Source organism: Flavobacterium pallidum (assembly GCF_003097535.1).
Taxonomy (GTDB): domain Bacteria; phylum Bacteroidota; class Bacteroidia; order Flavobacteriales; family Flavobacteriaceae; genus Flavobacterium; species Flavobacterium pallidum.
The window spans coordinates 3,433,730-3,459,156 of the sequence record NZ_CP029187.1; the positions used below are offsets into that span (position 1 = coordinate 3,433,730).

The following is a 25,427-nucleotide window of genomic DNA, read 5'->3' on the forward strand; positions in this document are numbered from 1 at the left end:
ACCAAAATTTTCACTTTGAAACAAATCACTTCGGTACAGAATCCTTTCATAAAGTCTTTGGTACAGCTTCAGGAAAAAGCCAAATCGCGTAGGCAATCCGGTACATTCCTTATTGAAGGCCAGCGTGAAATCGAGCTCGCATTAAAAGGCGGCTATGCATTGGAGGAAGTGTTATTTTATCCTGAGATCTGCACCGAGTCCGAAGCACGTAAATTGTCGCCCGGAAATCTGATCGAAATCAATAAGGAAGTGTACCAGAAGTTGGCCTACCGTGATACTACAGAAGGAATTATAGGAGTGGCCCGAAGCAGGAATCTCTCGCTGGAAACCTTGAAATTAGGAAACAATCCGCTGATACTTGTTGCCGAATCGCCAGAAAAACCCGGAAATATAGGCGCTTTATTGCGTACCGCCGATGCCGCAAAGCTCGATGCCGTGATCATCGCGAACCCAAAAAGCGATTTGTATAATCCGAATGTGGTGCGCTCCAGCGTAGGTTGTATTTTTACCAGTAATATTGCTGTAGGTACTACCGAAGAAGTGATTGATTTCCTTGAGAAGAAAAGCATTGCCATTTACTGCGCGACGTTGCAGGATTCCACTTCCTACCACACACAGGATTATACGACCGCAAGCGCATTGGTTGTCGGTGCTGAAGCCACCGGACTGACGCAGCCGTGGCGCGACGCCGCAAAACAGAATATCATCATCCCGATGCAGGGCGAAATCGACTCGATGAATGTTTCGGTTGCAGCGGCGATATTGATCTTTGAAGCGAAAAGGCAACGCGGGTTTTAAAAAATTATGAATTAGAAATTATGAATTATGAGGAATAAAGTCTGGATTGCCCTATTGCTTGTCACCAACAGCATTTTTGCGCAGCTTACCGAAACACAGGTTGATGAATTGGTAAACCGCTCGCTGACGGCTTTCGATGTGCCGGGCATTGCGGTCGCAATTGTTAAAGATGGAAAAGTAGTGCTTTCGAAAGGATATGGCATCCGATCCATTATTACCAAGGAAAAGGTGGATGCCAATACACTTTTCGGGATTGCCTCAAACAGCAAAGCGTTTACGAGTGCGGCTTTGGCGATGCTGGTGGACGAAAATAAAATCAGCTGGGATGATAAAGTCACTAAATACATTCCTGAATTTAAGATGTATAACGATTATGTGACCAATGAATTTACCATCCGTGATTTGCTGACACACCGAAGCGGCCTTGGACTCGGTGCCGGCGACCTGATGATCTGGCCCGACGGGCATGATTTCACGCCGAAGGACATCATCAGAAACATCCAGTATTTAAAACCCGTTTCGGCGTTCAGGGCAAAATATGATTATGATAATTTATTGTACGTTATTGCCGGTGAAATCGTTGCCAAAGTGAGTGGTGTAAGCTGGAATGATTTCGTTTCCCAACGCATCCTTAAGCCATTGCAGATGGACCACAGCGCACCTTCATGGAACCGTTTAAAAGATACTTCGAACGTGATTGCGCCGCATGTGCCTATTGATGGTAAACTCAAAGTCATCAGGCGTTACCAGAACAATATTTTCGACGCTGCTGCGGGGATTTACACCAGCGCGAACGATTTGAGCAAATGGGTCTTGATGCAATTGAATAAGGGCAAATGGAACGATATCCAGTTCTTTTCTGCCAAAACGCAAAACGAAATGTGGACGCCGCAAACGGTCATCCCTGTAACGACTGCCGCACCTTACCATTCGCATTTCAAGGCTTACGGCCTCGGCTGGTTCCTGAGCGATGTAAAAGGGTACAAACAGGTGACGCATACCGGCGGACTCGAAGGCATCGTGACGCAGGTCATCATGTTCCCCGAACTCAATTTAGGGATTATTGTGCTGACGAACCAGCAATCCGGCTCCGCATTTAACGCCATTTCAAACACGATCAAAGACAGTTATCTCGGTATTCCGCAAAGTGACTGGGTGAAATTTTACAGCGACAAGGACAAACTCAGCGAGGACAGCGCTGATAAAATCACGGATGAAGTCTGGGAAACGGTAGCCAGAAACCAAAAAGAGAAGATTAAACGCGATTTCTCAAAATTCAGCGGAACTTACAAAGACAATTGGTTTGGTGAAATCGTGATTGCTGAGAAAAAAGGCCATCTTTATTTCGCATCAAAACGTTCGCCTCAACTCACTGGAGAAATGTTTTTTTACAAAGACGACCAGTTCGCGATACGCTGGGACAACCGTTATTTCCATGCTGATGCTTTTGTTTTCTTCAAAAACGACAGATTGGATTTTGAGATGAAAGCCATTTCGCCCCTGACAGATTTCAGTTACGACTTCCAGGATTTGTATTTCGTAAAACTGTAGAAACGGACAGGTCGAGACCTGTCCCTACAGGATTTGCACATTCCAATTCTTTATCCTATTTTTAGGGTTGAATCAAAATCGCTATGACGGAAATCGAGATAGAACAGGAAAACAAGGCCATCGCACGCGAGTATAAGGAACTCCTGCGCATCAGTTACCAGACCCTCAGCGTAGAGGACAAAAAACTCATCCGTAAGGCGTTTGATGTCGCTGTTGATGCACATAAGGACCAACGCCGCAAATCTGGCGAAGCCTATATTTTCCATCCCATCGCTGTCGCAAAAATAGTGGCATCGGAAATCGGGCTCGGAGCTACAGCCATCGCCGCCGCGTTGATGCACGATGTTGTTGAAGATACCGACATCACGATTGAGGATATTGAAAAAATCTTCAATCCTAAGATTGCACAGATTGTAGAAGGACTTACCAAAATTTCCCAGGTACAGAAGGACCTCAATATTTCGATGCAGGCCGAGAATTTCCGTAAGATGCTCCTTACACTCAACGATGATGTGCGCGTCATCCTGATCAAACTCGCAGACAGGCTGCACAATATGCAGACCATGGATTCGATGGCGGAGCACAAGCAAACGAAAATCGCTTCAGAGACTTTATATATTTATGCCCCGCTGGCACACCGACTCGGATTGTACAACATCAAAACCAAGCTCGAGGATTTAGGCTTGAAATACACTGAGCCTCAGGTGTATCACGAGATCCTGAGCAAGATGAAAGAGACCAAGGAAGAGCAGGATGAATACATCAAATCCATTTCCGATGTCCTTAAACAATCGCTGGATTCCGAAAATTTGGATTACATCATCAAAGGCCGTCCAAAATCGATTTATTCGATACGGCGGAAAATGAAAGCACAGAATGTAAGCTATGATGAAGTGTACGATAAATTTGCATTGCGGATCGTATACCGTTCAAGCATCCACGATGAAAAATTCGTCGCCTGGAAGATCTATTCGATTGTGACCGATCATTTCCGTCCCAGCCCAAGCCGTTTAAGGGACTGGATCTCATCGCCAAAATCAACCGGTTACGAAGCGCTGCATACCACCGTTATGGGTCCTAAAGGCCGCTGGGTGGAAGTACAGGTGCGCAGTGAACGCATGGATGAGATTGCCGAAAAAGGCTACGCGGCACATTACAAATACAAACAGGGTGCGAATGAGGAAAGCGGCCTCGACATCTGGCTGAACCTGCTGAAGGAAGCGCTGGAAAACCAGGAAACGAATGCGGTGGATTTCGTCGAGGATTTCAAGATGAATCTATATTCGAAGGAAATCTTCGTGTTTACCCCTAAAGGGGAAATCAAATCGTTGCCGAAAGGTGCGACATCACTCGATTTTGCTTTCAGCATCCACTCGGCAATCGGCATAAGGACGCGCGGTACCCGTGTCAATGGCAAGCTCGTGCCACTGAATTATGAACTCAAAAGCGGCGACCAGATTGAAGTGATTACTTCCCAAAACCAGAAGCCGACCATGCACTGGCTTGAATATGTGACCACCGCCAGGGCCAAAAATAAGATCAAGAGCGTCCTGAACGAGGACACCAAAAAAATCGCCGAGGAAGGCAAGGAACTCCTTAACCGAAAATTGCGACACCTCAAGATCAATGTTACGGAAAATACCATCAACGAACTCGTCAGCTTCTTTAAGCTGAAGACCAGCCTGGATTTGTATTACCGTGCGGGCATCGGATCGCTGGAAAATGCGCAATTGAAGGAATATGCATCGCTGAAAAGCAATACGCTGATGAATTTCTTCAAGAACAAAATCAAGCGTACACCGAGTGCCAATCCCGAGCAGGTGCAGAAAGACGAGATCACTAGCAATTATGACATGCTGGTTTTCGGGCCGGAGCATGACAAACTCGATTATAAACTTTCAACGTGCTGCAATCCCATTCCGGGCGATGAAGTGTTTGGGTTTATAACGATCAATGAAGGGATCAAAGTCCACAAAAAGGATTGCCCGAATGCCATCAGTTTGCAATCCAATTACGCTTACCGCATTATCCAGGCCAAATGGATCGACTCGACCCAGCAGGAATTCAAAGCCGTGCTTAACATTACCGGCATGGACAGCCTTGGTCTCACGAACGAACTTACCAAAGTCATTTCTAGCAACATGCACGTAAACATCCAGAGCATTTCGCTGAGTAGCGAAGCCGGGATTTTCAAAGGACAGGTTACCGTTATCGTACAAAATAACTCCATACTGAAGCGTATGGTGGAGAATATACATAAGATTGACGGAATTGATAAGGTGACACGGGTGTACAAATAATTATGAATTTTAAATTATGAATTATGAATTTTCACAAAACTCGTTAAATTCGTGATTCATAATTCCTAATTCGTAATTCGAATGCTCATCTTCGACGACCACATACAAATGCAAAAATCCGACGGCAAAGGCGGTTGGACCTTCATTACCATGCCCATTATGCCGCATCTTCCGAAAAAGAAGAACAGCACCGTGCTCGTACGCGGCACCATTGATGATTATGTGCTGGAAGGCATCCACATCTGGGCAATGAAAAAAGGCACGTTCCTTGCCGTAAAAGCCGAAATCCGAAAAGCCATCAAAAAAGAATCAGGCGACACGGTGAAACTTGTGCTGTACCTCGCCGAGCCGCAATCGGCCATTCCGGAGGACTTCATGACCTGCCTCAGTGAAGAGCCCAAAATACTTGCATATTTCCAGAAATTACCGCAGAAACAGCAACAGGAAATGATCGACTGGATTTTCTCCGCCAGGACTGAAGATGAAAAGATCGACAGGATGGCGAAGGCACTCGAGAAGCTGGAGGTACTGAGTTACTGAACTCTGAGTTACTAAGCAGCTCAGTAACTCAGCAGCTCAGCGACTACTTTCCTTTTGCCACTTCAACTAATTCCACTATCTTTGCCGCATGACACTAATATCAGTAGATAACAGCAAAAACCAGGATATCGTAAAGAACGTTTTTACGAAATACCTGGAAAGCAAAGGCCACCGAAAAACGCCGGAACGCTACGCAATCCTTCAGGAAATTTACGACAGCGAGGAGCATTTTGATATAGAAAACCTCTACATCAAGATGAAGAACAAGAACTACCGCGTGAGCCGCGCGACGTTGTACAACACGATTGAATTGCTGCTGGATTGTGCTTTGGTGCGCAAACATCAGTTCGGGCAAAACCAGGCGCATTACGAGAAATCGTATTTCGACAAGCAGCACGACCACATCATCATGACCGATACCGGCGAGGTGATCGAGTTCTGCGACCCGCGCATCCAGACCATCAAGAAGACGATTGAGGAGATTTTCGATATTGAGATCCACAACCATTCGCTGTACCTGTACGGAAATAAGAAAAAAATCATTACTGACCCGACTCCGCAGGATGAATTGAGCGGAGCTGATAACTAAGATGATTTGGGCGCTGCCTTCGGCCCGGGCTTTACGCGGTGCACGGCACCTTGCTTCAATCCCTAGCGCGGTCCCGACTTAAGATTAAAATATAAACACACAACTAAACACAACAATACATTAATGACCGTAGATTTATTATTAGGCCTCCAATGGGGCGACGAGGGAAAAGGAAAGATTGTCGATGTACTCACGTCAAAGTATGACATTATTGCGCGTTTCCAGGGCGGCCCGAATGCAGGACACACGCTGGAATTTGACGGTATTAAGCATGTCCTGAGGACGATTCCATCCGGGATTTTCCACAAGAACTCGATCAACATCATCGGAAACGGTGTCGTGATTGATCCGGTGGTATTCCAAAAGGAAATCGAAGGGCTTGAGAAATTCAACATCGACATCCAAAGCAGGCTGTTCATCTCCCGTAAGGCACACCTCATTTTACCGACGCATCGCCTGCTCGATGCCGCTTCGGAAGCTGCAAAAGGCAAAGCGAAGATCGGCTCTACCTTAAAAGGCATAGGCCCGACTTATATGGACAAGACCGGACGCAACGGCCTGCGCGTGGGGGATTTGGAATTGGACGATTTCAAGGAGCGTTACCGCAACCTCGCCGACAAGCATGAAGCGATGATCAAATTCTATGATGTCGCGATACAATACAACCTGGCCGAACTCGAAAAGGAATTTTTTGAAGCCGTTACCGAACTTAAAAAGCTGACTTTCATAGACAGCGAGGAATATCTTTACCAGGCGCAAAAAAGTGGAAAATCAATCCTTGCCGAAGGCGCGCAGGGCTCTTTGCTTGACGTGGATTTCGGGACGTATCCTTTTGTAACGTCCTCAAACACCACTGCTGCCGGAGCCTGTACAGGACTTGGTATCGCCCCCAATAAGATCGGTGAAGTATATGGTATTTTCAAGGCATATGCCACACGTGTCGGCAGCGGCCCGTTCCCCACCGAACTGTTTGACGAAGTAGGCGCTGACATGGCACGTATCGGGAACGAATTCGGATCGGTGACCGGCAGGCAAAGGCGTTGCGGCTGGCTGGACCTGGTGGCATTGAAATATGCGATCCGCGTGAACGGTGTAACGCAATTGATGATGATGAAAGGCGACGTGCTTTCAGGATTCCCGACCTTGCAGGTTTGCACCGCTTATGATTACCAGGGCACCAAAATCGACCACCTGCCTTATAACATCGAACCGGAAAACGTAACTCCCGTTTATACAGAATTTAAAGGCTGGCAGGCCGACCTGACCGGTATGACAATCTATGACGAGCTGCCTTCCGAATTGAAATCCTACATCGAATTCATCGAAAAGGAATGCGAAGTCCCGATAAAGATCGTGTCTGTCGGACCGGACAGGAAACAGACGATTATGAAATAAGGAAAGCCGCTGTGAAGCGGCTTTTTCATTTTAGTCCAGAAAGGAAACTATTTAACAGGCAAATTCCACTTCTCAATCAATTCCTGGTTCAAATCTTCCTCTTTTGTATTTGGATTTCCTTTTCCGGTCGTAATCAAATTCTTAAGGCTGCCCTGTATATAGCTTGTCCAGGCATCTTTGCATACATCATAACATTCATATTCCGGCGTGAGGCCAACCTGCGTAAAGACAAGTTTCGTCTGGTTTCCTTCCTGGGTAATCTCGAAAATAATCTTGTTGTCTTTCCACTCGCCTGCATCATTGGTGAAATTGAAATGGTTCTCCAGCACATGCCACACCACGATTTCATCCGGGATGAATTCGATAATCCTGATTTTGCAGATATGCACGTCTTTATAATTGTAAAGGAACACCGAATCCAAAGCGTCGGTAGCGCCTTTAATGTTCTCGCTCCACCATCCTTTGACGTTGTTAATCGCATCAAAAACTGCTTTTGGAGACTCATTTACGAGAAAACTGGTGGTATAATCCTGATTTTTCATATGGAATGGTTTAGTTGTTGGTCATTTGCGAATTGATCAATGGCAGTAACTTATGCTCGAGGTACTGCGACCAGGCTGGTGCACACGAATCATAGCACGGTAGTTCTGGTGTCAGCCCTTCGTGGGTGAAAGTAAGCTGGGTTTCACCATCTTTTTCCGAAATTTCGAAAATGATTTTCGTGCCCACCCATTCGTCCTTTTTTTCAACGAAACTGAGTGCGCCGTCGGTGGTAAGCCACACCACTTTTTTATCTGGTATGACCTCGATGAGTTTATGCTTGCTGTAATGTGCACCATCTCCGGCACGGAAACTGAATTCATCATGCAATTTTTCAGTATCGCCGGTAATTTCCTCATTATAATATCCTGACCACCAGGCACGAACATTCACTATCGCGCGAAATACTGCTGCGGGGCTTTTGTCGGTTTTCAGCACATAAGTAAAATCTGTTGCTGCCATATTTACTTTATTAAAATGAATTGTCCAAGATGGTACGCCAGGTGGCTTGCGCGGGTAACGATAATATTCAGCTTGTTGCGATAGGGCTCGCCAGCAAAATCTTCCGCAGTTACGGCGGTATGCTTTTGAAACCAATCGGAAGGTTGCATGTTGGCAAAAGCTTCGTCCAAAACGTTGCCTACATGCTGCCATTTTTGTCTTAAATCCGCCGCGGAAGGAATTTCCGGAACGGATTTATCAGGCTTATTGATGAAAATTTCCTGCATTTCAGGATAAAGCCTTTCTCCCAGATCCAGTAACGTTACCATACTGTCGTGTACCGCCGTGAGGTGTCCTAAAAGGTATATCCCGCGGTTCCTTCCAGGCGAAATTTCGTGTTGCAGCTGTTCATCGGTAAGGGATTCCAGCGCGGTATTGAATTGTTTCAGTAATGCATTCCAACGGTCGAATGTCATTTTAATCATGGTTTCTTCTAAAGTCATTGTTGCTCAAATTTGGTTAATTTTCTATGAATACAAATTTACAATCTGTTTTACACTTTGAAAGGGTGTAAAAGAGACTTTGCGACGGGTTGATTTGGACAGCATTATTATTTACCTTCGTAAAAAAAAAGATGAAACACCTGACACTATTGGTCCCTGACGGACAAAGCAAACTTTCAAGCATCATATGCACTTATAAAGTATTCCTGAAAGCCAATGCTTTTTGGAAAAACATCCACGGCAGTGACCGGTTTTCGATCCAGCTCGCGGGGATTTCGGATGAAGTGGAATTCTATGACGGATTGTTCTCCGTAAAACCGCATGTCAATATTTCTAAGATTGCAAAAACGGACCTGATCATCATGTCCGCACTCAACAACCACGATTATCCGGGATCCATCAGCCGCAATAAACCGATTACCGATTGGATCGTGAAGCAGTATAAGGATGGCGCGGCGGTTGCAACCATGTGTACAGGAGCTTTCCTGCTGGCATCTTCAGGATTGCTTGACGGAAAAAGTTGTTCGACGCATTGGGCTGCCGAAGGAACCTTCCGGGAAATGTTTCCGAAAGTGAATTTACAGACAAACCTGCTCATTACTGACGAAAACGGTATTTATACCAATGGCGGGGCCTTTTCATTCCTAAACCTGATTTTATATCTGGTCGAAAAATATTATGACAGGGAAACAGCCATTCTTTGTGCAAAGATGTTTCAGATTGAAATGGACCGCAACAGCCAGTCACCGTTCATCATGTTTACCGGACAAAAGCAGCATGGCGACGAGATGGTACTGCAGGCACAATCTTACATCGAAAACAACCTGCAGGAAAAAATCGTGATGGAACAGCTTGCCGATACCTTTGCTATAGGCCGGCGGAATTTTGACAGGCGTTTTATAAAAGCAACCGGGAATACTCCGGTGGAGTATGTACAGCGTGTGCGGATAGAGGCCGCAAAAAAAGCGTTTGAGGCCACACGCAAAACGATTAACGAAGTGATGTATGACGTGGGTTATTCAGATGTAAAGGCATTTCGTGACGTGTTCAGGAAAATTACCGGCATGTCGCCCATTGCCTATCGGGATAAATACAATAAGGAATCGGCTGTTGCATAATCTTGGGCGGTTTCGGGCTTATTTGCTGCAAAGTTTTTCGAAATCCCTCGCATCAGTAACCCTTTTTAGGGATCCGATTACAGCAATCAGGAATTTCTTTACGTCTTCAAACTCCTGCCCTTCAAATTGGGAACTCGACAGCCCAAATATCTTATCACCTGAAATAACATTGACGAATAACTGTGACTTTACCTGGTTATCCGGCATCATTGGCAATTCGAACCACCATAGCAACGCTTCCATGCCATTTGACAACAACGGTTTTTCCATCTTGATATCAATCCATTTCCCGAAAATACCGGAAAGGTACTCCGCTTCGCTTAAAGCATAACGAACCAGTATTTTCAAATCTTCCGCAGCGCCATTTTCCATATGTTTGGACTTGTCTGCGATAACATTTTGCAACACATAATCGCCTACCGAAATCATAGACTTTCGTTCTGTTTCCTTTGCAAAACCAGACAGTTTTACATACTGGTACGGCTCGTCTTTGGAAAAAGCCCAGAACGATTGTGTATCATCGCATTTGTAAAGTTGCTGTGCGTTGATTGCCAGGCTCGTGAACAGGGCTGTAAATAGTAAGAATATCTTTATTTGCATCTTTCTGAATGGATTCAAACAAAGATATTCTTTTTATAAAATATTGCAAATGGCTTAATTAACGGGTTCCCACAATTGTATTTTATTGCCCTCACCATCGAGGATATGTACAAACTTCCCAAAGTCGGAAGCCTCAATGTCGTCTATAATAGTTACGCCTTCACTTTTCAATTGCGCTACCAGCGCCTCAAGATCGGCAACGCGGTAATTGATCATGAAATCACTGGCTGACGGTTCAAAGTATTTGGTTGTATCCGGGAAAGTGCTCCATGCTGTCGAGCCTTTCTTCTCTGGATCGCCTTCTTCGCGCCATTCGAATTTGGCACCCCATGGGCTGCTTTCAATCCCAAGATGTGTTTTATACCATTCATACATCGCTTTTGGGTCTTTTGATTTAAAGAATACACCCCCGATTCCTGTTACTTTTTTCATTTTTGTTTATTTTTTATTGAATTTGAGCTCCTTCGACTGCTGGTTTCTTCTTAAAAGTTAATGAGCTAATCAGCGTTACAATCAGGCCTACGGGCAAAATCTCCGCATAAGTCATCATCGCATTAAAAAATGGATTCCTGTACATGATGGCAAATTCCGCCATCTCTTTTGTTTTAGCATCGATCTTTACCTGGCTCGCACCACTTGCCCTGAGTTCGGCCAGCATGTGTGCTGAATAAGTGTCAATGAAACCCGGAATGAAATAAAAGAAGTCAATCAGCCAGGCGACGACATACATCGTTGAGGCGATCAGTACCATCAAAGATCCAATTTTAAAAGCCAGCCCGAAACTGATGACACCGCCGTTGTGTTTGTCCCTGTAATTCTTAATCCCCACAAACACCAGTGAAAACGCAATCAGCATCGAGGCATACCCGACAACCATACTCGTGCCATAGTCGACGTTCCCGTTGCAATGGCTTAAATAATTCATTGAAAACAGCATCACAACCGATACGACCGTACCGGCAATCAATCCGTACGTAAGTGTAATTTTTTTCATCATATTCGTTTTAAGTTTGGTGCAAATATGTGCATTACCTCATTTTTACCACTCATACTTTCGGCTATTTTTTGCTTTTCATCGATTATTTTTGATACTAAAGCATCATGATTAAGGAATCAGTTGCAGCCTGCGCGCCTTTTCCACCGCCTGTGTCCTGCGCTTCACGTCCAGTTTTTCAAAAAGATTCTGGATGTGCGTTTTTACCGTACTTAATGATACGAAAATTTCGCCTGCAATTTCCTGGTTGCTGTGTCCTGCTGCCAAAAGATTCAATATTTCCATTTCACGTTTGCTGAGCTCGAGTTGCGAGACCAAGGCTGTGTTCAGTGTAAACGCATCATTTTTGACATATACAGGCTTTTCTACGACCACGGTCTGCACTTTCGGTTTGGAGAGTTTCAGGGCAAGCCAAATTCCCAGTGCGGTAAAAATTACTGCTATAAGCCCTGCATACACCTCGAACGAATGCTCGAAGATGATAAAGCGCAGTTCAAGCCATTTTAAAAGAAACATCAGTGCCGCCAGGCTGATGCCGTAAAGGATTATTGAGCGGTATTTGATTAAAAAACCAGTATTGGCTGCCATGTGGCAAATTTGCAAAATTTGTAGATACATCAGGTTTTTTAGTCCATATTTTCAAGAATTTCCTGGAAAGAAATTTGCCGTTGTAAAAGCAACATGCAGAGACAGAAAATTATTTCACTTAAAAAAAACCGCCCCTAAAGGCGGTATATGATCTGGCAATCAATTGAAATGATAAAAGCTTACTGTTTCATTAATTTTCCCTGCTGCGAATAGCCTTTTTCATCAGTGAGGGTGTAAAAATAGATTCCCGAAGCATAATTCGAAAGGCTGATCGGATGGTCCGGCGTATCGTCATCGATGATTTTCCTGCCATTGGCATCAAAAACGGAAATTTTGTATCCGCTTAAATCATCGCCTTCGAAGTTAATTTCAGACTGTGCCGGGTTTGGGTACAGTGTAACGCGCTTTTGGGTTTCGGTCGCTTCAGCAACCGGTGCTTTGCGCTCAAAATTCGCCTCCTTGCAGTCGATGGCAACGGAAGCGATGACGCGGTCCACCAATTTCTCTGAACAGATCATCACTTTTTCGCCCGTTAAAAAACTGATTGGAAAGGAACCTGATGTGCCATCGGTATACCTCACAAACACTTTGTAGCAAAGATGGCATGCCGCATCAAACCGGGTGAATCGTATACAATTCATTTCCCCGCACCTGGTGATTTCATAATTGATGCAGGTGGCCGGTGGAGGCGGTGGTGGAATAGCAGGTGCAGTATTCATTTTAAGCGCTGAAACATTGCCATTTATAGCCGTGAGGATGGTTATTTTTGGATCTTGCTCCAGCATCGGATTTGTAAATGAAGTGGTAAACTCCACCAACCGGTTGTCTGTGTTGAATATACTGCTGCCTGTTTCATAACTGTCGTAGCCACCCTGTAACTCCGGTGACAGGAAGTAAGAAAGCGCACCGCATGGCGATATAATCCGGAAGTGTACCGGCGTATCCCATGGTATGGCTCCCGTGGCCGATTGCACATGGCCTGCGGCATCATACACTGTTTCTGAAAAGATCGTTTTTTTGTCAGGGCTGGTTACCGAGACGGTGCTTCCGCAGCCTGGTTGCCCGTAGGTAAGGCAGGAACAGGCAAGCGCAAGTACAAGCATTGCGTTTGTAATGGTTTTCATAAAAAGTAGGATTTGAGGATTTTGATGTAAACAGATTTTAGAGTCGCTGTTTAACTAATTCCGACTTTGAGAACATAGGCTTTGCATATTCAATTGATTATTCGCAATTACGGAAATTAATTTTAAAATAAATTTCAATAATGATAATTTTATTTCTTTGTTATCAACATACTGCCATTGAAAAAGGCCACCATGGCAGCCTTAAGTAACAGGTGATTTTCCGAGAAGCACGCAGAAAGATTATGGATTATTCTTTTACAACGATAATAGTGGCCTTAAATCCTGTAGCCAGGTTCCAGTTTTTCGCAGAAATCACCTCGCCTTTATCATTGTAAACCACCAGTTGGGCGGTATTCGGACCAGACGAACCCTGGTTCAGCGCTTCAAATTCAATGGTATTGAACCCTGACACCAAAGACAGCTCGAACCCCTGGAACTCACCGCTGAGGGTGACAACAGAGCGCGCAATAATCCCGTTCGAATAAATCCGGATTTGATCGCCATCAACAAACTCATGATCACGGTACATAATATTGACACTTCCGGAATTGGTCTTGACATCACCGAGGTATTGGTTTTTGCGTATGGCCTGCTGATCCTCACTCATTGCATTGGCCTTGTTGAGCTTATCTTCGTAAGGCTTGCCCGGATCTACAAACTGCGGTTGGTCCATCATGCCTTTTTTCGGCATTTCCATGAATGGTTTGGCTTCTTCAGGCTTTTTATTAAAAATAATTGGTGCTGGCGGTATCGGGTTTGGAGTCGTCGGGGTATTGGTGGTGGTATTGGCAGGCAGTATCGGCGTAAATTTCCTTCCGACATCACCCTGGGCATAAGCACCCAGACCACAAACCAATAAGATGTACAACATATTTTTCATACTGACTCATAACGCTTAACGATCCGTAAAAGTATAAAATCCCGCAACCGGCAAAAAAATTTACTGCATCACTTTAAAGATAAATGACTCTGATGGATTAATGGCAACATCAACGGTACCGATGCCTTTCTCCACAATCAGCTTTACGCCTTCCCTTTGGTATAATTGATCCTGCAGCCTGTAGATGCCATCCGGCAATGCCCAGCTCTGGATGACATCAGCCGGGATAACCAGGTTAAAATGGCTTCTCGTCACCCATGAAAAATTATTAATGACCAGCAGTTTTTCGTTATCCGACCATCTTACAAAAGAATAAATGCCTTCGCTGTAACCCTTGGTCTTCTTTCGGTTGATGTTCTGTATATCCTGGTATTTGCCCATCAGCGCGTCGCTCTTGATGGTGAAGTTCAGCAGCCTCGAGTAAAAATCGCGCAATTGTTTTTCCTCGGGCGATAATTGCCCGCCGTCAAATTCTCCGTTATTCATCCACCGCTGATGGCTTGGTACCCCAATGTAATCAAAGATGGAAGTGCGTGACGGCTTCCCGAAACCGGCATCCTCATTTCCTGCTTCTCCTACTTCCTGCCCAAAATAAATCATCGTAGGGGATGTCCCGACTGTAGCGGAATAAACCATCAGCGGTTTTGCTTTTTCCGGCGTGCCGCCAAATTCGGCATTGGCAACCCTTTGCTCATCATGATTGTCGAGGAAATGCAGCATATGGTGCTCGATATCGCTTAATCTTCCCTGGATTTCCGCCAAAGGATCAGGAAGGCTTTTTCCCTGAATTACCGCCTTGAGCATATCGTAGGTCTCCACTTTATCATACAGGTAATCCATCTTGCCGAATTTGATATAATTACGGTATTCTTTCGGATTGTACACTTCCGCCATCAGGAAGGCATCAGGATTGCGCATCTTGATGGCCGAATTCATGTAACTCCAGAATTCATACGGAACCATTTCGGCCATATCATAACGGAAACCGTCGACCCCCATTCCTGTCCAATACAGCGCGATATCGCGGAATTTCTTCCAGGAATCCGGCACATCCTTATTCTGCCAGAACCGGTAATGCTCTTGATAAGAGCGATCTGCTAAACCCGCCGGCAGTTCCGGAAAATCTTTTGTCCCGTCAGGGCGTACGCCATAATTGATTTTTACGGTTTCATACCAATCATCGATATTCGGTTTTGGCTCACGCGAGCCGTTTCCGGTCCACTTGGCAGGATTTTCGGTGAATTTTCCATCCAGTAACGGATTCTTTTCGCCGTTCAGCGGCTTGTAATGTTCAGAAACCGGCACCTCGAAAGGCTTTCCGGGAATATAGTAAAAATTGTTGTTGCGCTTATATTCTACTGAGGTATCGTCATCTGCGCCAAAATCCTTCACGCCTTTTGGATTTGATTTCCCTTCGTATTTACGCGCAATGTGATTCGGTACAATATCAATGATGACTTTCAATCCGTGCTTATGCGTACGTTCAATCAAAGCCTTGAATTCCTGCAGCCTTTGCGAAGGATCATCGGCAAGGTCCGGATCGACATTATAATAATCCTTGACGGCATAAGGCGAACCGGCACGGCCTTTTACAACATCCGGATCATCGTTTGAAATGCCATATGCGGTATAGTCAGCCACCATTGCATGGTGCGGCACGCCAGTATACCAGATGTGTGTGACACCGAGCTTCTTAATCTCGGAAAGTGCCCTGTCTGTAAAATCACTGAATTTCCCTACGCCATTCTGTTCTTTCCTGCCCCATGGCTTATTCGCCGTTTTCTTATTCCCGAACAGGCGTGTAAAAACCTGGTAAACCACTACCTTCTTTTCAGGCGTGGCGGCTTCAATCCTCTTTTCCGGCATAGATCTGGTCTTTTTATCTTGTGCCGAAACCGTTATTGTAGCGATGATCAGGGCAGCAGTGATTAGTTTTTTCATTTGCAAAATTCGTGTGTTCGATGCAAATATAGGAGAAAGTCAGTAAAGTTTGAAAAGTCAGGAAGTCCGGAAGTTTCGAACTTTCAGCTTCCGGACTTTCGGACTTCGGACTTTACTTAATTCTTTCCCAATAAAAATCCCTGTTAACACATTTTACCTAAATTTGGCAAAAAAATAAATTACGTTGAAAAATTACTTTTTCTTCTTTACGTGTTCGCTGCTTTTATTGTCAGTCACATCGGCTTTCGCCCAAAAAGCAAAGCAGATCGAAGTCGAGTATGCCGATCATTTTGATATCGACGAAGCAAAACTCCCCGATGTGGCGTTGCTGACAGGCCATGTACGCGTAAATCATGACGGTGTGATCATGACCTGCAACAAGGCCTATTTCTTCAAAAAAGAAAACTACCTGAAGGCATTTGGCGAATTCCACATGGTACAGGGCGATACCCTGCACATGACGAGTGATTACGCTGAATATAACGGCAATATGAAACAGGCTTTTGCCACCGGGAAACCTGTATTGCGTACACCCGATATGACTTTGACGACTGATACGATACACTTCGACCGGAACATCCAGCAGGCGTATTACAATTCACCGGGAACCATCGTCAATAAGGAAAATACGCTGAAAAGCAAGTCCGGGCGCTATTATGCGAAAGAAAAGAAATTCCAGTTCCTGACGGCCGTGACCATTACCAATCCAAAATACGTGATCAAGTCAAATCATCTGGATTATTACAATAATTCCGGACACGCGTATCTTTTCGGGCCATCCACAATCACAAGTGATAAGGATTATATTTATACGGAAAAAGGCTTTTACGACAACAAAAAAAATGTCGGCCATTTCCTGAATAAATCCTACATCCGTTATAAAGACCGGCTTATAGAAGGTGACAGCCTGTATTATGACAGGACCCGGGAATTCGCCTCAGCAAGCCGCAATGTCAAGATTACCGACTCCATTAATAAAGGACTTGTCAAAGGCCATTATGCGGAAATCTACAAGGCGAAAGACTCGATGTTTGTGACCAAACGCGCTGTAGCCATCAATATTTTGGAAAATGATTCCGTTTTTATCCACGGAAAAAGATTACTCATTACAGGAAAACCCGAGAACCGCATCCTGCGCGCCTATAACAATGCCCGTTTTTACAAAAGCGACATGAGTGGCAAGTGTGATTCCATTCATTCGAGCCAGAAGGATGCACTGACAAAACTGATCGGCAGGCCTGTTATATGGAACGGCAAAAACCAGATGACGGGTGATGTGATGCACCTTATCGGAAATAATAACACTGAAAAACTCGATTCATTGAAAGTACTTAACAACGCTTTCATTATTGCAAAAGACACTGTCGGTACCGGTTTTAACCAGGTAAAAGGGGTCAATCTTTACGGAAAATTCAAGGACAATAAGCTCGATGAGGCTGATGTGGTCAAAAATACTGAAATCGTGTATTTCATGCGCAATGACAAACAGGAGCTGATTGGAATCAACAAAAGCGTGAGCAGCCGCATCAACCTGAAGCTGAAGGACAACGAGATCGACGAAATCACGCAATTTGACAAGCCCGACAGCGATTTGTATCCCGAAAGCAAATTGCCGGAAAATGCACGGAAACTCCGCGGATTTGTTTGGCGCGAAGACGAACGCATTAAATCAAAAGATGACATTTTCCCCGAAGAGGAAAATGAACTCGACGCCAAGATCCAGGCCGAAAAAAAGAAAGCTGACCTCAAACCTGCAGAACCTATGAAGGTGAGGAAAGAGACGAAGGATTATGACAAGAATCATCCTTCCGAGAGTCGCAGTAAGCAGTCACAGTAGGCAGTCATGAAAGAAGATTTTTTAAAATACCAGGCTCAAACCTCCCCTTACCCACTCGGAATGGAAGTTTCCCACGCTGATGGTTCCTATATATATGACACTCAAGGAAAAAAATACCTTGACTTTGTCGCCGGTGTTTCAGCCATACCGCTTGGACATTGCAACAAGCGCGTAAATGATGCGATTAAGGATCAGCTTGACAAATATTCCCATGTTATGGTTTATGGTGAATATGCACAAAGTCCGGCAGTTGAATATTGTAAATTACTGGTAAAACATTTACCAGCTACATTAGACAAAGTATACCTTGTGAATTCAGGTACAGAAGCCACGGAAGGTGCCTTAAAACTTGCCCGTCGCGTCACGGGCCGCAGCCAGTTGATTTCATGCTACAATGCCTATCACGGCAATACGATGGGTTCGATGAGCGTCATGGGTTTTGAGGAACGCAAACAAATCTTCCGCCCTTTAATTCCTGATGTTGATTTTATTACTTTCAACAATGAATCCGATTTAGAAAAAATCACTGAGAAAACTGCAGGCGTTATACTGGAAAGCATTCAGGGCGGCGCAGGATTCATCCAGCCTGAAAATGGTTTTTTAAGAAACGTACGTGAACGATGCACTGAAGTAGGTGCCATCATGATCGTCGACGAAATACAACCCGGTTTCGGCCGCACCGGAAAACTCTTCGGTTTTGAAAACTACGATGCCATTCCTGACGTAATTATAATAGGAAAAGGAATGGGCGGCGGCATGCCCGTCGGTGGTTTCGTAGCGTCTTCAGCAATGATGGATTTATTGAGCCATGACCCGAAACTCGGACACATTACGACTTTCGGCGGACATCCTGTCATAGCGGCAGCCTGCCTCGCTACATTACGTGAAATCACTGAAACCGCGCTGATGCCAGAGGCATTGCAAAAAGAAACCTTAATCCGGTCACTTTTGGTACATCCTTTGATAACAGAGATAAGGGGAAAAGGACTGATGCTTGCCGCGATGACTCCAACCCCGGACATTACAGACAAAGTTATTTTACGTTGCCAGGACAAAGGTTTGATCTTATTCTGGCTGCTCTTTGAAGGACGCGCCATCAGGATTACACCGCCTTTGACGATTTCGGAAGATGAAATCCGGGAAGGCTGCGCGATTCTATTGGAAACGCTTGATGAAATTAATAATGGTTAACCCGCAACCAATTCCTATCATTGCGCATCATTATTAATGAAACGGCATTGTTAATTAAGTTGTTCACAACAATACTTTCCAAAACCAAAACCAACAATAACGTTAGCTATTTTTAGTTAGGATAATTTTAAAGATAAACAGTATGCAATTAAGCAACGAAGAAGAAGACTACAATTTATCCTTATCAAAATTCGAATCCATGTTGAAAACCAACAAGGTATTGTTTTTTGACTCAGAGGAATTTGAAGAAATCATCCTTCATTACCTCGATATGGGTAAAGCGTCTTTAGCAAAAAAAGCCTTAAAATTAGCACTGGAGCAGCATCCCAAATCCACAGGCCTGAAACTTGTGCAGGTAGAAATGCTGGTCTACGATGATAAATTGGACACCGCTGAAAAGTTATTGAACGAACTTTTTGCAATTGAACCACACAACGAAGAAATCTACATCCAGAAAGCCAGCATTTACTCAAAAAGGGATGATCACGAAAAAGCAGTGGAATTCCTGAAAACCGCCTTACAATATACCGATGATTATGCCGATGTGTACAACTTAATGGGCATGGAATACCTGTTTATGGACAACCTCGAAATGGCAAAAGACAGTTTCATCCGCTGCCTTGAAGAGGATTTCGAAGACCAGGCCGCATTGTACAATGTCGTATACTGCTTTGAGTTCCTTGACCAAAACCAGGAAGCCATTGATTATTTAGCCAAATACATTGAAAGAAATCCATACAGTGAAATTGCCTGGCACCAAACCGGCAGATTGCATTATGGATTGAAACAATACGAGCAGGCGTTGCGGGCGTTTGATTACGCCACATTGATTGACGATGAATTCCTCGGCGCTTTCATGGAAAAGGCAAAATCTTTGGAAAGGCTCAAACGTTACGAAGATGCTATCGAAGCCTATAACAGGACCATTGAGCTTGAAGATCCTACCTCTTATGCTTTGCTCCGTATCGGAAAATGCCACGAAAGATTGGGCAACAAGGCCTTGGCATTGAAGTTTTTCAATAAAACCGTGCATGAAGACCCGCTTTTGGATAAAGGCTGGATTGCGATTACTGATTTTTATGTACGCCTTAAAAATTACCAAAAAGCATTATTCTATGTCAATAAAGCACTGAATATCGACAACCAGAACCGTTTGTACTGGAAACGTTATGCAACCATCAACAAGGAGATGAACTTCTATGAGGAAGCGGAATTCGGTTACAGGAAAGCGGTAGAATTTGGCGATACGGAACTCGACACCTGGTTGTTTTGGGTGGATATCCTGCAATTCCTCGGCGAATTTGAAACCGCTATAGACACATTGCTTCAGGCTTCGGAATTTTATACTGATGCATACGAAGTCGAATACCGCCTCGCCGGACTCTATTTCATGCTGCATGAAGATACGAAGGGTAAATTTCATATTGCCAATGCATTGCGCAGCAGTTTCGAAAACCATGTCATGCTCGAAGAACTTTTCCCGGTGATCTGGACGCGCAAAATAGTGCAGAATGCCATTAATAAACACCGTAAGTAATTATTTTTTATACATAGTGAGCTATTCTTTGGCCGGCCAATGCCAAAGAATAGTTTTTTTATACCCAATACCATGTCAGATTTCAGGCAGTTCGGACTCATAGGAAGGAATATCGATTATTCTTTTTCCAAAGCTTATTTCACGGAAAAATTCCGCAGCGAAGGCCTTGAAGGCAACACTTACGAAAACTTCGACATTGCCGATATCACCGGTTTTCAGGATATTATTGAAAATAATCCTGACCTGAGCGGACTTAACGTAACCATTCCCTACAAAGAAACTGTCATGCCTTTTTTAGATAAATTATCGAAGAAAGCCAAAGCCATCGGCGCAGTAAATACGATTAAATTCACCAAAAAAGGCAAGCTCAAAGGCTACAACACAGATTGGTTCGGCTTCACAAAATCCATAGCACCATTGTTAAAAACGGAACATAAAAAAGCATTGATTTTAGGAACTGGAGGCGCATCGAAAGCCGTTGCGTTTGCATTGGAAAAACTCGGTATCGGATATATTTTTGTCTCCCGAAACGAAGGCAGGAATACCATTACTTATGAGCAGCTTTCGCCCTACATGATGTCCGAATATTTAGTGGTAATCAATTGCACGCCTTTAGGCACAAGCCCGGATATTAATGCGTTTCCAGATGTTCCTTACGAATACTTCACCCCTGAACATATCGCTTACGACCTGATTTACAACCCGTCAGAAACAACATTCCTCGCCAAAGCGGCTGCGTTGGGAGCCACCACAAAAAATGGCCATGACATGCTTATTTTCCAGGCAGAAAAGGCATGGGAAATCTGGAATTCCTAAACTGATTATTTTTTCTTCGTGTTTGAAATTTTAATGAAATACGGGCTTTTCCGCTTTTATATCAAGGTTTTTCTTTGAATTTCGGTCTGCCTTTATTACCTTACGCCCTCAAAAATTACGAACGTTATACATTTTAAAAAATGTTAGAAGAAAAGAATGACAACCTGCACGATGCAGACGGAAGTACAGAAAATCACAATCAGGATGCCGCACATGCTGAGAACGGTGACTCTGAAACAATGAGCGAATCAGTTGGAAACCAAGAAAATGAAGCAACTGAATCTGACGAATCTTTAGGCGAAGCGATTGTCGCTGAACACGAAAATGGCGAAGCCCATGAAGAGGAACCTGCAGATTATGACCGTGAATTAGATAAAAATGTAAAATACGAGGCGCCTGCTGCTGAAGAAGCGGTGGAGAAATCAGCGGATGCTGATCAGCCGAAAACAGCAAATGACGCCGCCCAAACAATTGGAAATTCTTTGGAAGATGCCATTGTAGCCGAACATGAAAATGGCGAATCAGATCATGAGGAGCCCATTGTCGAAGCACACGCAAATATTGAAAAAGAACTGGTTGCTGAAACTGAAGCCGAACCTGCTTCTGACGATTCTGCAGAAACTCCTGTAAATGGTTTGCCAATTGACAGCCTTATAGGTACTGCCCAATCTGATGATGACCAGGCTGCAGTTAATGCCATTGCCGAAACCAACGCCGAAGAAGGAGAAGACGAAACACTTGCGGCACGCCATGACATCCCGATGGAAGATTACGAAGCGATGCCCATGGACAAACTCGTTGCAGCACTGGAAACATTGGTTGCCATCGAAAAAGTGATGTCAGTAAAAGACCACGTGGAGCAGATCAGGACGGCTTTCCTTTCAAAATACAATCATTTTATAGACGAGAAAAAAGAAGAATTTCTCGCAGAGAACCCTGATACCACTGAAGAATTCCATTATCATTACCCGCTGAAGTCAAAATTTGATGCCTTATACAATCAATTCCGTGACAAGCGAAATGTGCATTTTAAGAGCCTTCAGAATAATCTACAGGCGAATCTTGACAAAAGGCTTGCCATCGTAAACGAGTTGAAGGAATTGATCAATCCGCAGGAAAACATCAAGGATACGCTGAAACATTTTAACGAACTGCGTGACCGCTGGAAAAATGCGGGTCCAATCCCGAAAGACAAATACAACCACGTTTGGAATAATTATCATTTCCATCTTGAAAATTTCTATGATTACCTGCATCTTGACCGTGATGCGAGGGATCTGGATTTCAAGCACAATCTGGCGCAAAAACTTAAAATCATTGCCCGCACGGAAGAATTGGTCAATGAGGCAGATGTGAATAAAGCGTTTCGTGAATTGCAGGATTTGCATAAAATCTGGAAAGAGGACATTGGGCCGGTTTCCAAAGACTATCGCGAAGAGGTCTGGAACCGTTTTTCTGCATTAACCAAACAAATGCACGACAAGCGCGAACTGATTTTTGAAGGCCAAAGGGAAAGGGAAAACCAAAACCTGGCTAAAAAGAAAGACATTATTTCCAAAATAGAAGCTTTAGCACAGGAAAAAATGTCCGCTCACGCTTCATGGCAAGGGCAGGTTGAAAAAGTGGAAGCCCTGCGCAACGAGTTTTTCTCTGCTGGAAAAGTCCCTACAGAAGTCAACGAGGAAACATGGTCAGCGTTTAAAACGGCGGTGCGTAACTTCAATGCGCTGAAAAACTCTTTTTATAAGGACATCAAAAAAGACCAGAACGATAACCTGAGCAAAAAACAGGCTTTGGTAGAGCGGGCTAAAGCACTTCAGGAAAGTGAAGATTTTGGAGCTACTACGCCTATCATGAAGCAAATCCAGGAAGAGTGGAAACAGGTCGGGCACGTGCCTCGGAAATATTCGGATAAAATCTGGAAGGAATTCAAGGATGCCTGCAACCATTATTTCGAGAGGCTGAAAGCACAAAGGAACGAGGCGAACGAAGAGGAAATGGAAGCTTTTGAAAAGAAGAAAGCATACATTGACGGCATGAAAGATTTCGAGTTTACCGGAAATCATAAGACTGATCTTGATGCGATTAAATTGCATATCGAAACCTGGAAAACACTTGGAAAAGTGCCTATGTCAAGGAGACATATTGACGGAAAATTCAATAAAGTTTTGGATGGTTTGTTTGAGAAATTGAGCTTAAGCAAGAAAGATACTGACATGATGCGTTTCGCAAACAAGGTTGATCAGCTTTCAGAATCAAACGATACCAGGAAAATCGACAATGAGAAAATCTTCCTGATGCGTAAGATTGAGGAGGTACAATCGGAGATATTCCAATTGGAGAACAACATCCAGTTTTTCACCAATACGAAGAATGCGAAAAAGGAAAACTCGATCGTGCTTGAAGTAAGGAAGAATATCGAAAAGCACAAAGAAGAATTGTCAGTGCTTAAGGACAAGCTTAAAAAAGTCCGGAGTTTAAATCAGGAGTAAAGAAATTTACGATAACTAAATAAAAAAAATCCCGTTCAACAGTTGAACGGGATTTTTTATAAGCAACCATATCAGGCTACTTTCTTATTCATAAAGATGTAATAAACCGGAACGCCTAAACCGACAATAATCAGTCCTGCGGTAGTATTTACCGTATCGAAAATCAACAGCGCAACGCAAATTGCAGCCGTTACAAGAATATACAATACCGGGATAACAGGATATCCGAAAGCTTTGTAAGGCCGTTCCGCGTCGGGCTCTTTTTTCCTCAGGATGAAAATGCCGTAAATCGTCAGCATGTAAAACAACAGCGACGCAAAAGTGCAATAATTGACCAAATCATTATACCGCCCTGAAATACACAACACACACGCCCATAAGCACTGAAACCAAAGTGCTTTCGCCGGAACATCATGCTTATTAAGTTCGCCTGCCTTTTTAAAGAACAAGCCGTCTTTTGACATCGCATAGAAAAGTCGGCCGCCGGAAAGCACCAATCCGCTGTTACAACCGAAGGTGGAAACCATAATCAGTCCGGCCATCACAAACACCCCTATATTTCCCATAATGACGCTTGCCGCGGCGGCACCGACACGCTCCTGATCTGCAAATTTTATGCCTTTTTCGATGACCGTCGCACCTTCTGCAATACCATCTACAGGCAATAAAGACATGTAGGCAATATTGGCAAGGATATAAATCACAGTGACGATCAAAGTCCCCAAGAACAAACTGCGCGGTATATTTTTCTGCGGTTCTTTAATCTCTCCGGCAATGAAAGTAACGTTGTTCCAGGCATCACTAGAAAAAAGAGGGTTGATGATGGTGGCCCCCATCACACCTATAAGTGCAAAACCGGTCAATTCAGTCACAGATAACACTTTCCCGTCGACCTTATCAACGATAGTGCGTGTGGCATGCCACATATCTGTGAAATTCTCCGAAATGATATTTGTTTTCAGTCCGAAATACAATCCCAGGATAATGATTGAAAACAATGCAATGAGTTTTGCTGACGTAAACACGACCTGGATGGTCTTACCGGTTTTCACACCTTTGGTGTTGATATACGTGAGCAAGACCACGCTTGCCATCGCCAAAACCTGTTTGTATGTAAAATCCCAACTTTCGCCAATAGCAAAAATTTTGATGTTGAGTTCTGGAAAAAAGACCGCCGTATATTTCGCAAAAGCTACAGCTACTGCGGCAATAACGCCGGTTTGTATTACCGTAAAAACGGTCCAGCCGTAAAGAAACGAAACCATCCGGCCGTAGGCACGCTGAATGTAAACGAATTGCCCGCCGGCCTTTGGCATCATGCCTGCCAACTCGCCGTAACTCAGCGCGGCGGTCATCGTAAGCAAACCTGTAACGAGCCATAACACCAGGATCCATGCTGCGGAGCCTATGTCTTTGGCCATGGTCGATGTGACAATAAAAATTCCCGAACCGATCATTGATCCGGCTACGATGCTCGTGGCATCAAACAAGCCCAGCGTTCGTTGTAAATGGTGTTTTGTTTCAGACATGTTTTGGTTTTTGGTTAGTTAATGATTGCTATTCAAATCCGTATTGACACTCTACAAGCGCAATCCGGACTTTATATTTCTTGTACCAATCGCTGCGGTCCAGTTGCTGTGCCAGTTTGTGAT

At 44.2% G+C, this 25,427-nt stretch carries 23 protein-coding genes; 12 read left to right on the forward strand and 11 right to left on the reverse strand.

The window, feature by feature from the left end; genetic code table 11:
* Nucleotides 1-15 precede the first annotated feature (15 nt).
* The 6 genes from HYN49_RS14590 to HYN49_RS14615 all read left to right on the forward strand — a co-directional run bounded on the left by HYN49_RS14590 (nucleotide 16) and on the right by HYN49_RS14615 (nucleotide 7,173).
* Nucleotides 16-798: a TrmH family RNA methyltransferase gene (locus HYN49_RS14590; protein WP_108904803.1), complete on the forward strand. Its 783-nt coding sequence runs from the start codon at nucleotides 16-18 to the stop codon at nucleotides 796-798.
* 27 nt (nucleotides 799-825) lie between these two features.
* Complete coding sequence (locus tag HYN49_RS14595) at nucleotides 826-2,349, forward strand: serine hydrolase (protein ID WP_108904804.1); 1,524 nt, start codon at nucleotides 826-828, stop codon at nucleotides 2,347-2,349.
* 83 nt (nucleotides 2,350-2,432) lie between these two features.
* Nucleotides 2,433-4,649: a RelA/SpoT family protein gene (locus HYN49_RS14600; protein WP_108904805.1), complete on the forward strand. Its 2,217-nt coding sequence runs from the start codon at nucleotides 2,433-2,435 to the stop codon at nucleotides 4,647-4,649.
* An 81-nt stretch (nucleotides 4,650-4,730) separates the two neighbouring features.
* Nucleotides 4,731-5,189 (forward strand): YdeI/OmpD-associated family protein, encoded by a 459-nt coding sequence (locus HYN49_RS14605; protein ID WP_108904806.1) that lies wholly within the window; start codon nucleotides 4,731-4,733, stop codon nucleotides 5,187-5,189.
* Between the two features lie 88 nt (nucleotides 5,190-5,277).
* The gene (locus HYN49_RS14610; RefSeq protein WP_108904807.1) at nucleotides 5,278-5,778 is read left to right on the forward strand and encodes a Fur family transcriptional regulator; all 501 of its coding nucleotides are present in this window, start codon (nucleotides 5,278-5,280) and stop codon (nucleotides 5,776-5,778) included.
* A 123-nt stretch (nucleotides 5,779-5,901) separates the two neighbouring features.
* Nucleotides 5,902-7,173, forward strand: a complete 1,272-nt coding sequence (locus HYN49_RS14615; protein ID WP_108904808.1) for an adenylosuccinate synthase — start codon at nucleotides 5,902-5,904, stop codon at nucleotides 7,171-7,173.
* 47 nt (nucleotides 7,174-7,220) lie between these two features.
* Here the strand turns inward: HYN49_RS14615 and HYN49_RS14620 are convergent, their stop codons facing one another.
* Genes HYN49_RS14620 through HYN49_RS14630 form a run of 3 tightly spaced genes read right to left on the reverse strand, consistent with a single transcriptional unit; the run spans nucleotide 7,221 to nucleotide 8,657 of the window.
* On the reverse strand, nucleotides 7,221-7,715 hold the full coding sequence (locus HYN49_RS14620) for an SRPBCC family protein (protein WP_108904809.1): 495 nt from the start codon (nucleotides 7,713-7,715) through the stop codon (nucleotides 7,221-7,223).
* A gap of 10 nt (nucleotides 7,716-7,725) precedes the next feature.
* Entirely contained in the window at nucleotides 7,726-8,175 is a 450-nt protein-coding gene (locus tag HYN49_RS14625) for an SRPBCC family protein (RefSeq protein WP_108904810.1), read from the reverse strand.
* Between the two features lie 2 nt (nucleotides 8,176-8,177).
* Complete coding sequence (locus HYN49_RS14630) at nucleotides 8,178-8,657, reverse strand: DinB family protein (protein ID WP_108904811.1); 480 nt, start codon at nucleotides 8,655-8,657, stop codon at nucleotides 8,178-8,180.
* A 131-nt stretch (nucleotides 8,658-8,788) separates the two neighbouring features.
* Here HYN49_RS14630 and HYN49_RS14635 point away from each other — a divergent pair, with 131 nt between their 5' ends.
* Entirely contained in the window at nucleotides 8,789-9,775 is a 987-nt protein-coding gene (locus HYN49_RS14635) for a GlxA family transcriptional regulator (RefSeq protein ID WP_108905098.1), read from the forward strand.
* A gap of 18 nt (nucleotides 9,776-9,793) precedes the next feature.
* On the opposite strand, the gene HYN49_RS14640 is transcribed toward HYN49_RS14635, so the two are convergent.
* The 7 genes from HYN49_RS14640 to HYN49_RS14670 form a co-directional block, all read right to left on the reverse strand.
* Nucleotides 9,794-10,375 carry a hypothetical protein gene (locus HYN49_RS14640; protein ID WP_108904812.1) on the reverse strand — a complete coding sequence of 194 codons (582 nt, stop codon included), beginning with the start codon at nucleotides 10,373-10,375 and terminating at the stop codon, nucleotides 9,794-9,796.
* 54 nt (nucleotides 10,376-10,429) lie between these two features.
* Nucleotides 10,430-10,807, reverse strand: a complete 378-nt coding sequence (locus HYN49_RS14645; RefSeq protein ID WP_108904813.1) for a VOC family protein — start codon at nucleotides 10,805-10,807, stop codon at nucleotides 10,430-10,432.
* A 13-nt stretch (nucleotides 10,808-10,820) separates the two neighbouring features.
* Nucleotides 10,821-11,369 (reverse strand): DUF4199 domain-containing protein, encoded by a 549-nt coding sequence (locus HYN49_RS14650; protein ID WP_108905099.1) that lies wholly within the window; start codon nucleotides 11,367-11,369, stop codon nucleotides 10,821-10,823.
* A gap of 111 nt (nucleotides 11,370-11,480) precedes the next feature.
* On the reverse strand, nucleotides 11,481-11,957 hold the full coding sequence (locus HYN49_RS14655) for a helix-turn-helix transcriptional regulator (RefSeq protein ID WP_108904814.1): 477 nt from the start codon (nucleotides 11,955-11,957) through the stop codon (nucleotides 11,481-11,483).
* Between the two features lie 179 nt (nucleotides 11,958-12,136).
* Entirely contained in the window at nucleotides 12,137-13,081 is a 945-nt protein-coding gene (locus tag HYN49_RS14660) for a T9SS type A sorting domain-containing protein (RefSeq protein WP_108904815.1), read from the reverse strand.
* 247 nt (nucleotides 13,082-13,328) lie between these two features.
* Entirely contained in the window at nucleotides 13,329-13,961 is a 633-nt protein-coding gene (locus HYN49_RS14665) for a hypothetical protein (protein ID WP_108904816.1), read from the reverse strand.
* A 60-nt stretch (nucleotides 13,962-14,021) separates the two neighbouring features.
* The gene (locus tag HYN49_RS14670) at nucleotides 14,022-15,902 is read right to left on the reverse strand and encodes an alpha-amylase family protein (protein ID WP_108904817.1); all 1,881 of its coding nucleotides are present in this window, start codon (nucleotides 15,900-15,902) and stop codon (nucleotides 14,022-14,024) included.
* Nucleotides 15,903-16,086: 184 nt separating this feature from the next.
* On the opposite strand from HYN49_RS14670, the gene HYN49_RS14675 reads away from it, so the two are divergent.
* The 5 genes from HYN49_RS14675 (at nucleotide 16,087) to HYN49_RS14695 (ending at nucleotide 23,775) form a co-directional block, all read left to right on the forward strand.
* Nucleotides 16,087-17,739: an OstA-like protein gene (locus HYN49_RS14675; RefSeq protein WP_394336397.1), complete on the forward strand. Its 1,653-nt coding sequence runs from the start codon at nucleotides 16,087-16,089 to the stop codon at nucleotides 17,737-17,739.
* 6 nt (nucleotides 17,740-17,745) lie between these two features.
* On the forward strand, nucleotides 17,746-18,930 hold the full coding sequence (locus HYN49_RS14680; protein ID WP_108904818.1) for an aspartate aminotransferase family protein: 1,185 nt from the start codon (nucleotides 17,746-17,748) through the stop codon (nucleotides 18,928-18,930).
* A 142-nt stretch (nucleotides 18,931-19,072) separates the two neighbouring features.
* Entirely contained in the window at nucleotides 19,073-20,467 is a 1,395-nt protein-coding gene (locus HYN49_RS14685) for a tetratricopeptide repeat protein (RefSeq protein ID WP_108904819.1), read from the forward strand.
* Between the two features lie 72 nt (nucleotides 20,468-20,539).
* Nucleotides 20,540-21,283 (forward strand): shikimate dehydrogenase family protein, encoded by a 744-nt coding sequence (locus tag HYN49_RS14690; RefSeq protein ID WP_108904820.1) that lies wholly within the window; start codon nucleotides 20,540-20,542, stop codon nucleotides 21,281-21,283.
* Nucleotides 21,284-21,423: 140 nt separating this feature from the next.
* Nucleotides 21,424-23,775, forward strand: a complete 2,352-nt coding sequence (locus tag HYN49_RS14695) for a DUF349 domain-containing protein (protein WP_245892214.1) — start codon at nucleotides 21,424-21,426, stop codon at nucleotides 23,773-23,775.
* A gap of 71 nt (nucleotides 23,776-23,846) precedes the next feature.
* Here HYN49_RS14695 and HYN49_RS14700 read toward each other — a convergent pair whose 3' ends face one another.
* On the reverse strand, nucleotides 23,847-25,304 hold the full coding sequence (locus HYN49_RS14700) for an APC family permease (RefSeq protein WP_108904821.1): 1,458 nt from the start codon (nucleotides 25,302-25,304) through the stop codon (nucleotides 23,847-23,849).
* Nucleotides 25,305-25,427 lie beyond the last annotated feature (123 nt).

What these genes read in the sequence shown, in the direction of transcription:
- HYN49_RS14595 (WP_108904804.1), top strand. Translation starts at nt 826, where the DNA reads ATGAGGAATAAAGTCTGGATTGCCCTATTGCTTGTCACCAACAGCATT.
- HYN49_RS14600 (WP_108904805.1), top strand. Translation starts at nt 2,433, where the DNA reads ATGACGGAAATCGAGATAGAACAGGAAAACAAGGCCATCGCACGCGAG.
- HYN49_RS14605 (WP_108904806.1), top strand. Translation starts at nt 4,731, where the DNA reads ATGCTCATCTTCGACGACCACATACAAATGCAAAAATCCGACGGCAAA.
- HYN49_RS14610 (WP_108904807.1), top strand. Translation starts at nt 5,278, where the DNA reads ATGACACTAATATCAGTAGATAACAGCAAAAACCAGGATATCGTAAAG.
- HYN49_RS14615 (WP_108904808.1), top strand. Translation starts at nt 5,902, where the DNA reads ATGACCGTAGATTTATTATTAGGCCTCCAATGGGGCGACGAGGGAAAA.
- HYN49_RS14620 (WP_108904809.1), bottom strand. Translation starts at nt 7,715, where the DNA reads ATGAAAAATCAGGATTATACCACCAGTTTTCTCGTAAATGAGTCTCCA.
- HYN49_RS14625 (WP_108904810.1), bottom strand. Translation starts at nt 8,175, where the DNA reads ATGGCAGCAACAGATTTTACTTATGTGCTGAAAACCGACAAAAGCCCC.
- HYN49_RS14630 (WP_108904811.1), bottom strand. Translation starts at nt 8,657, where the DNA reads ATGACTTTAGAAGAAACCATGATTAAAATGACATTCGACCGTTGGAAT.
- HYN49_RS14635 (WP_108905098.1), top strand. Translation starts at nt 8,789, where the DNA reads ATGAAACACCTGACACTATTGGTCCCTGACGGACAAAGCAAACTTTCA.
- HYN49_RS14640 (WP_108904812.1), bottom strand. Translation starts at nt 10,375, where the DNA reads ATGCAAATAAAGATATTCTTACTATTTACAGCCCTGTTCACGAGCCTG.
- HYN49_RS14645 (WP_108904813.1), bottom strand. Translation starts at nt 10,807, where the DNA reads ATGAAAAAAGTAACAGGAATCGGGGGTGTATTCTTTAAATCAAAAGAC.
- HYN49_RS14650 (WP_108905099.1), bottom strand. Translation starts at nt 11,369, where the DNA reads ATGAAAAAAATTACACTTACGTACGGATTGATTGCCGGTACGGTCGTA.
- HYN49_RS14655 (WP_108904814.1), bottom strand. Translation starts at nt 11,957, where the DNA reads ATGGCAGCCAATACTGGTTTTTTAATCAAATACCGCTCAATAATCCTT.
- HYN49_RS14660 (WP_108904815.1), bottom strand. Translation starts at nt 13,081, where the DNA reads ATGAAAACCATTACAAACGCAATGCTTGTACTTGCGCTTGCCTGTTCC.
- HYN49_RS14665 (WP_108904816.1), bottom strand. Translation starts at nt 13,961, where the DNA reads ATGAAAAATATGTTGTACATCTTATTGGTTTGTGGTCTGGGTGCTTAT.
- HYN49_RS14670 (WP_108904817.1), bottom strand. Translation starts at nt 15,902, where the DNA reads ATGAAAAAACTAATCACTGCTGCCCTGATCATCGCTACAATAACGGTT.
- HYN49_RS14680 (WP_108904818.1), top strand. Translation starts at nt 17,746, where the DNA reads ATGAAAGAAGATTTTTTAAAATACCAGGCTCAAACCTCCCCTTACCCA.
- HYN49_RS14685 (WP_108904819.1), top strand. Translation starts at nt 19,073, where the DNA reads ATGCAATTAAGCAACGAAGAAGAAGACTACAATTTATCCTTATCAAAA.
- HYN49_RS14690 (WP_108904820.1), top strand. Translation starts at nt 20,540, where the DNA reads ATGTCAGATTTCAGGCAGTTCGGACTCATAGGAAGGAATATCGATTAT.
- HYN49_RS14695 (WP_245892214.1), top strand. Translation starts at nt 21,424, where the DNA reads ATGTTAGAAGAAAAGAATGACAACCTGCACGATGCAGACGGAAGTACA.
- HYN49_RS14700 (WP_108904821.1), bottom strand. Translation starts at nt 25,304, where the DNA reads ATGTCTGAAACAAAACACCATTTACAACGAACGCTGGGCTTGTTTGAT.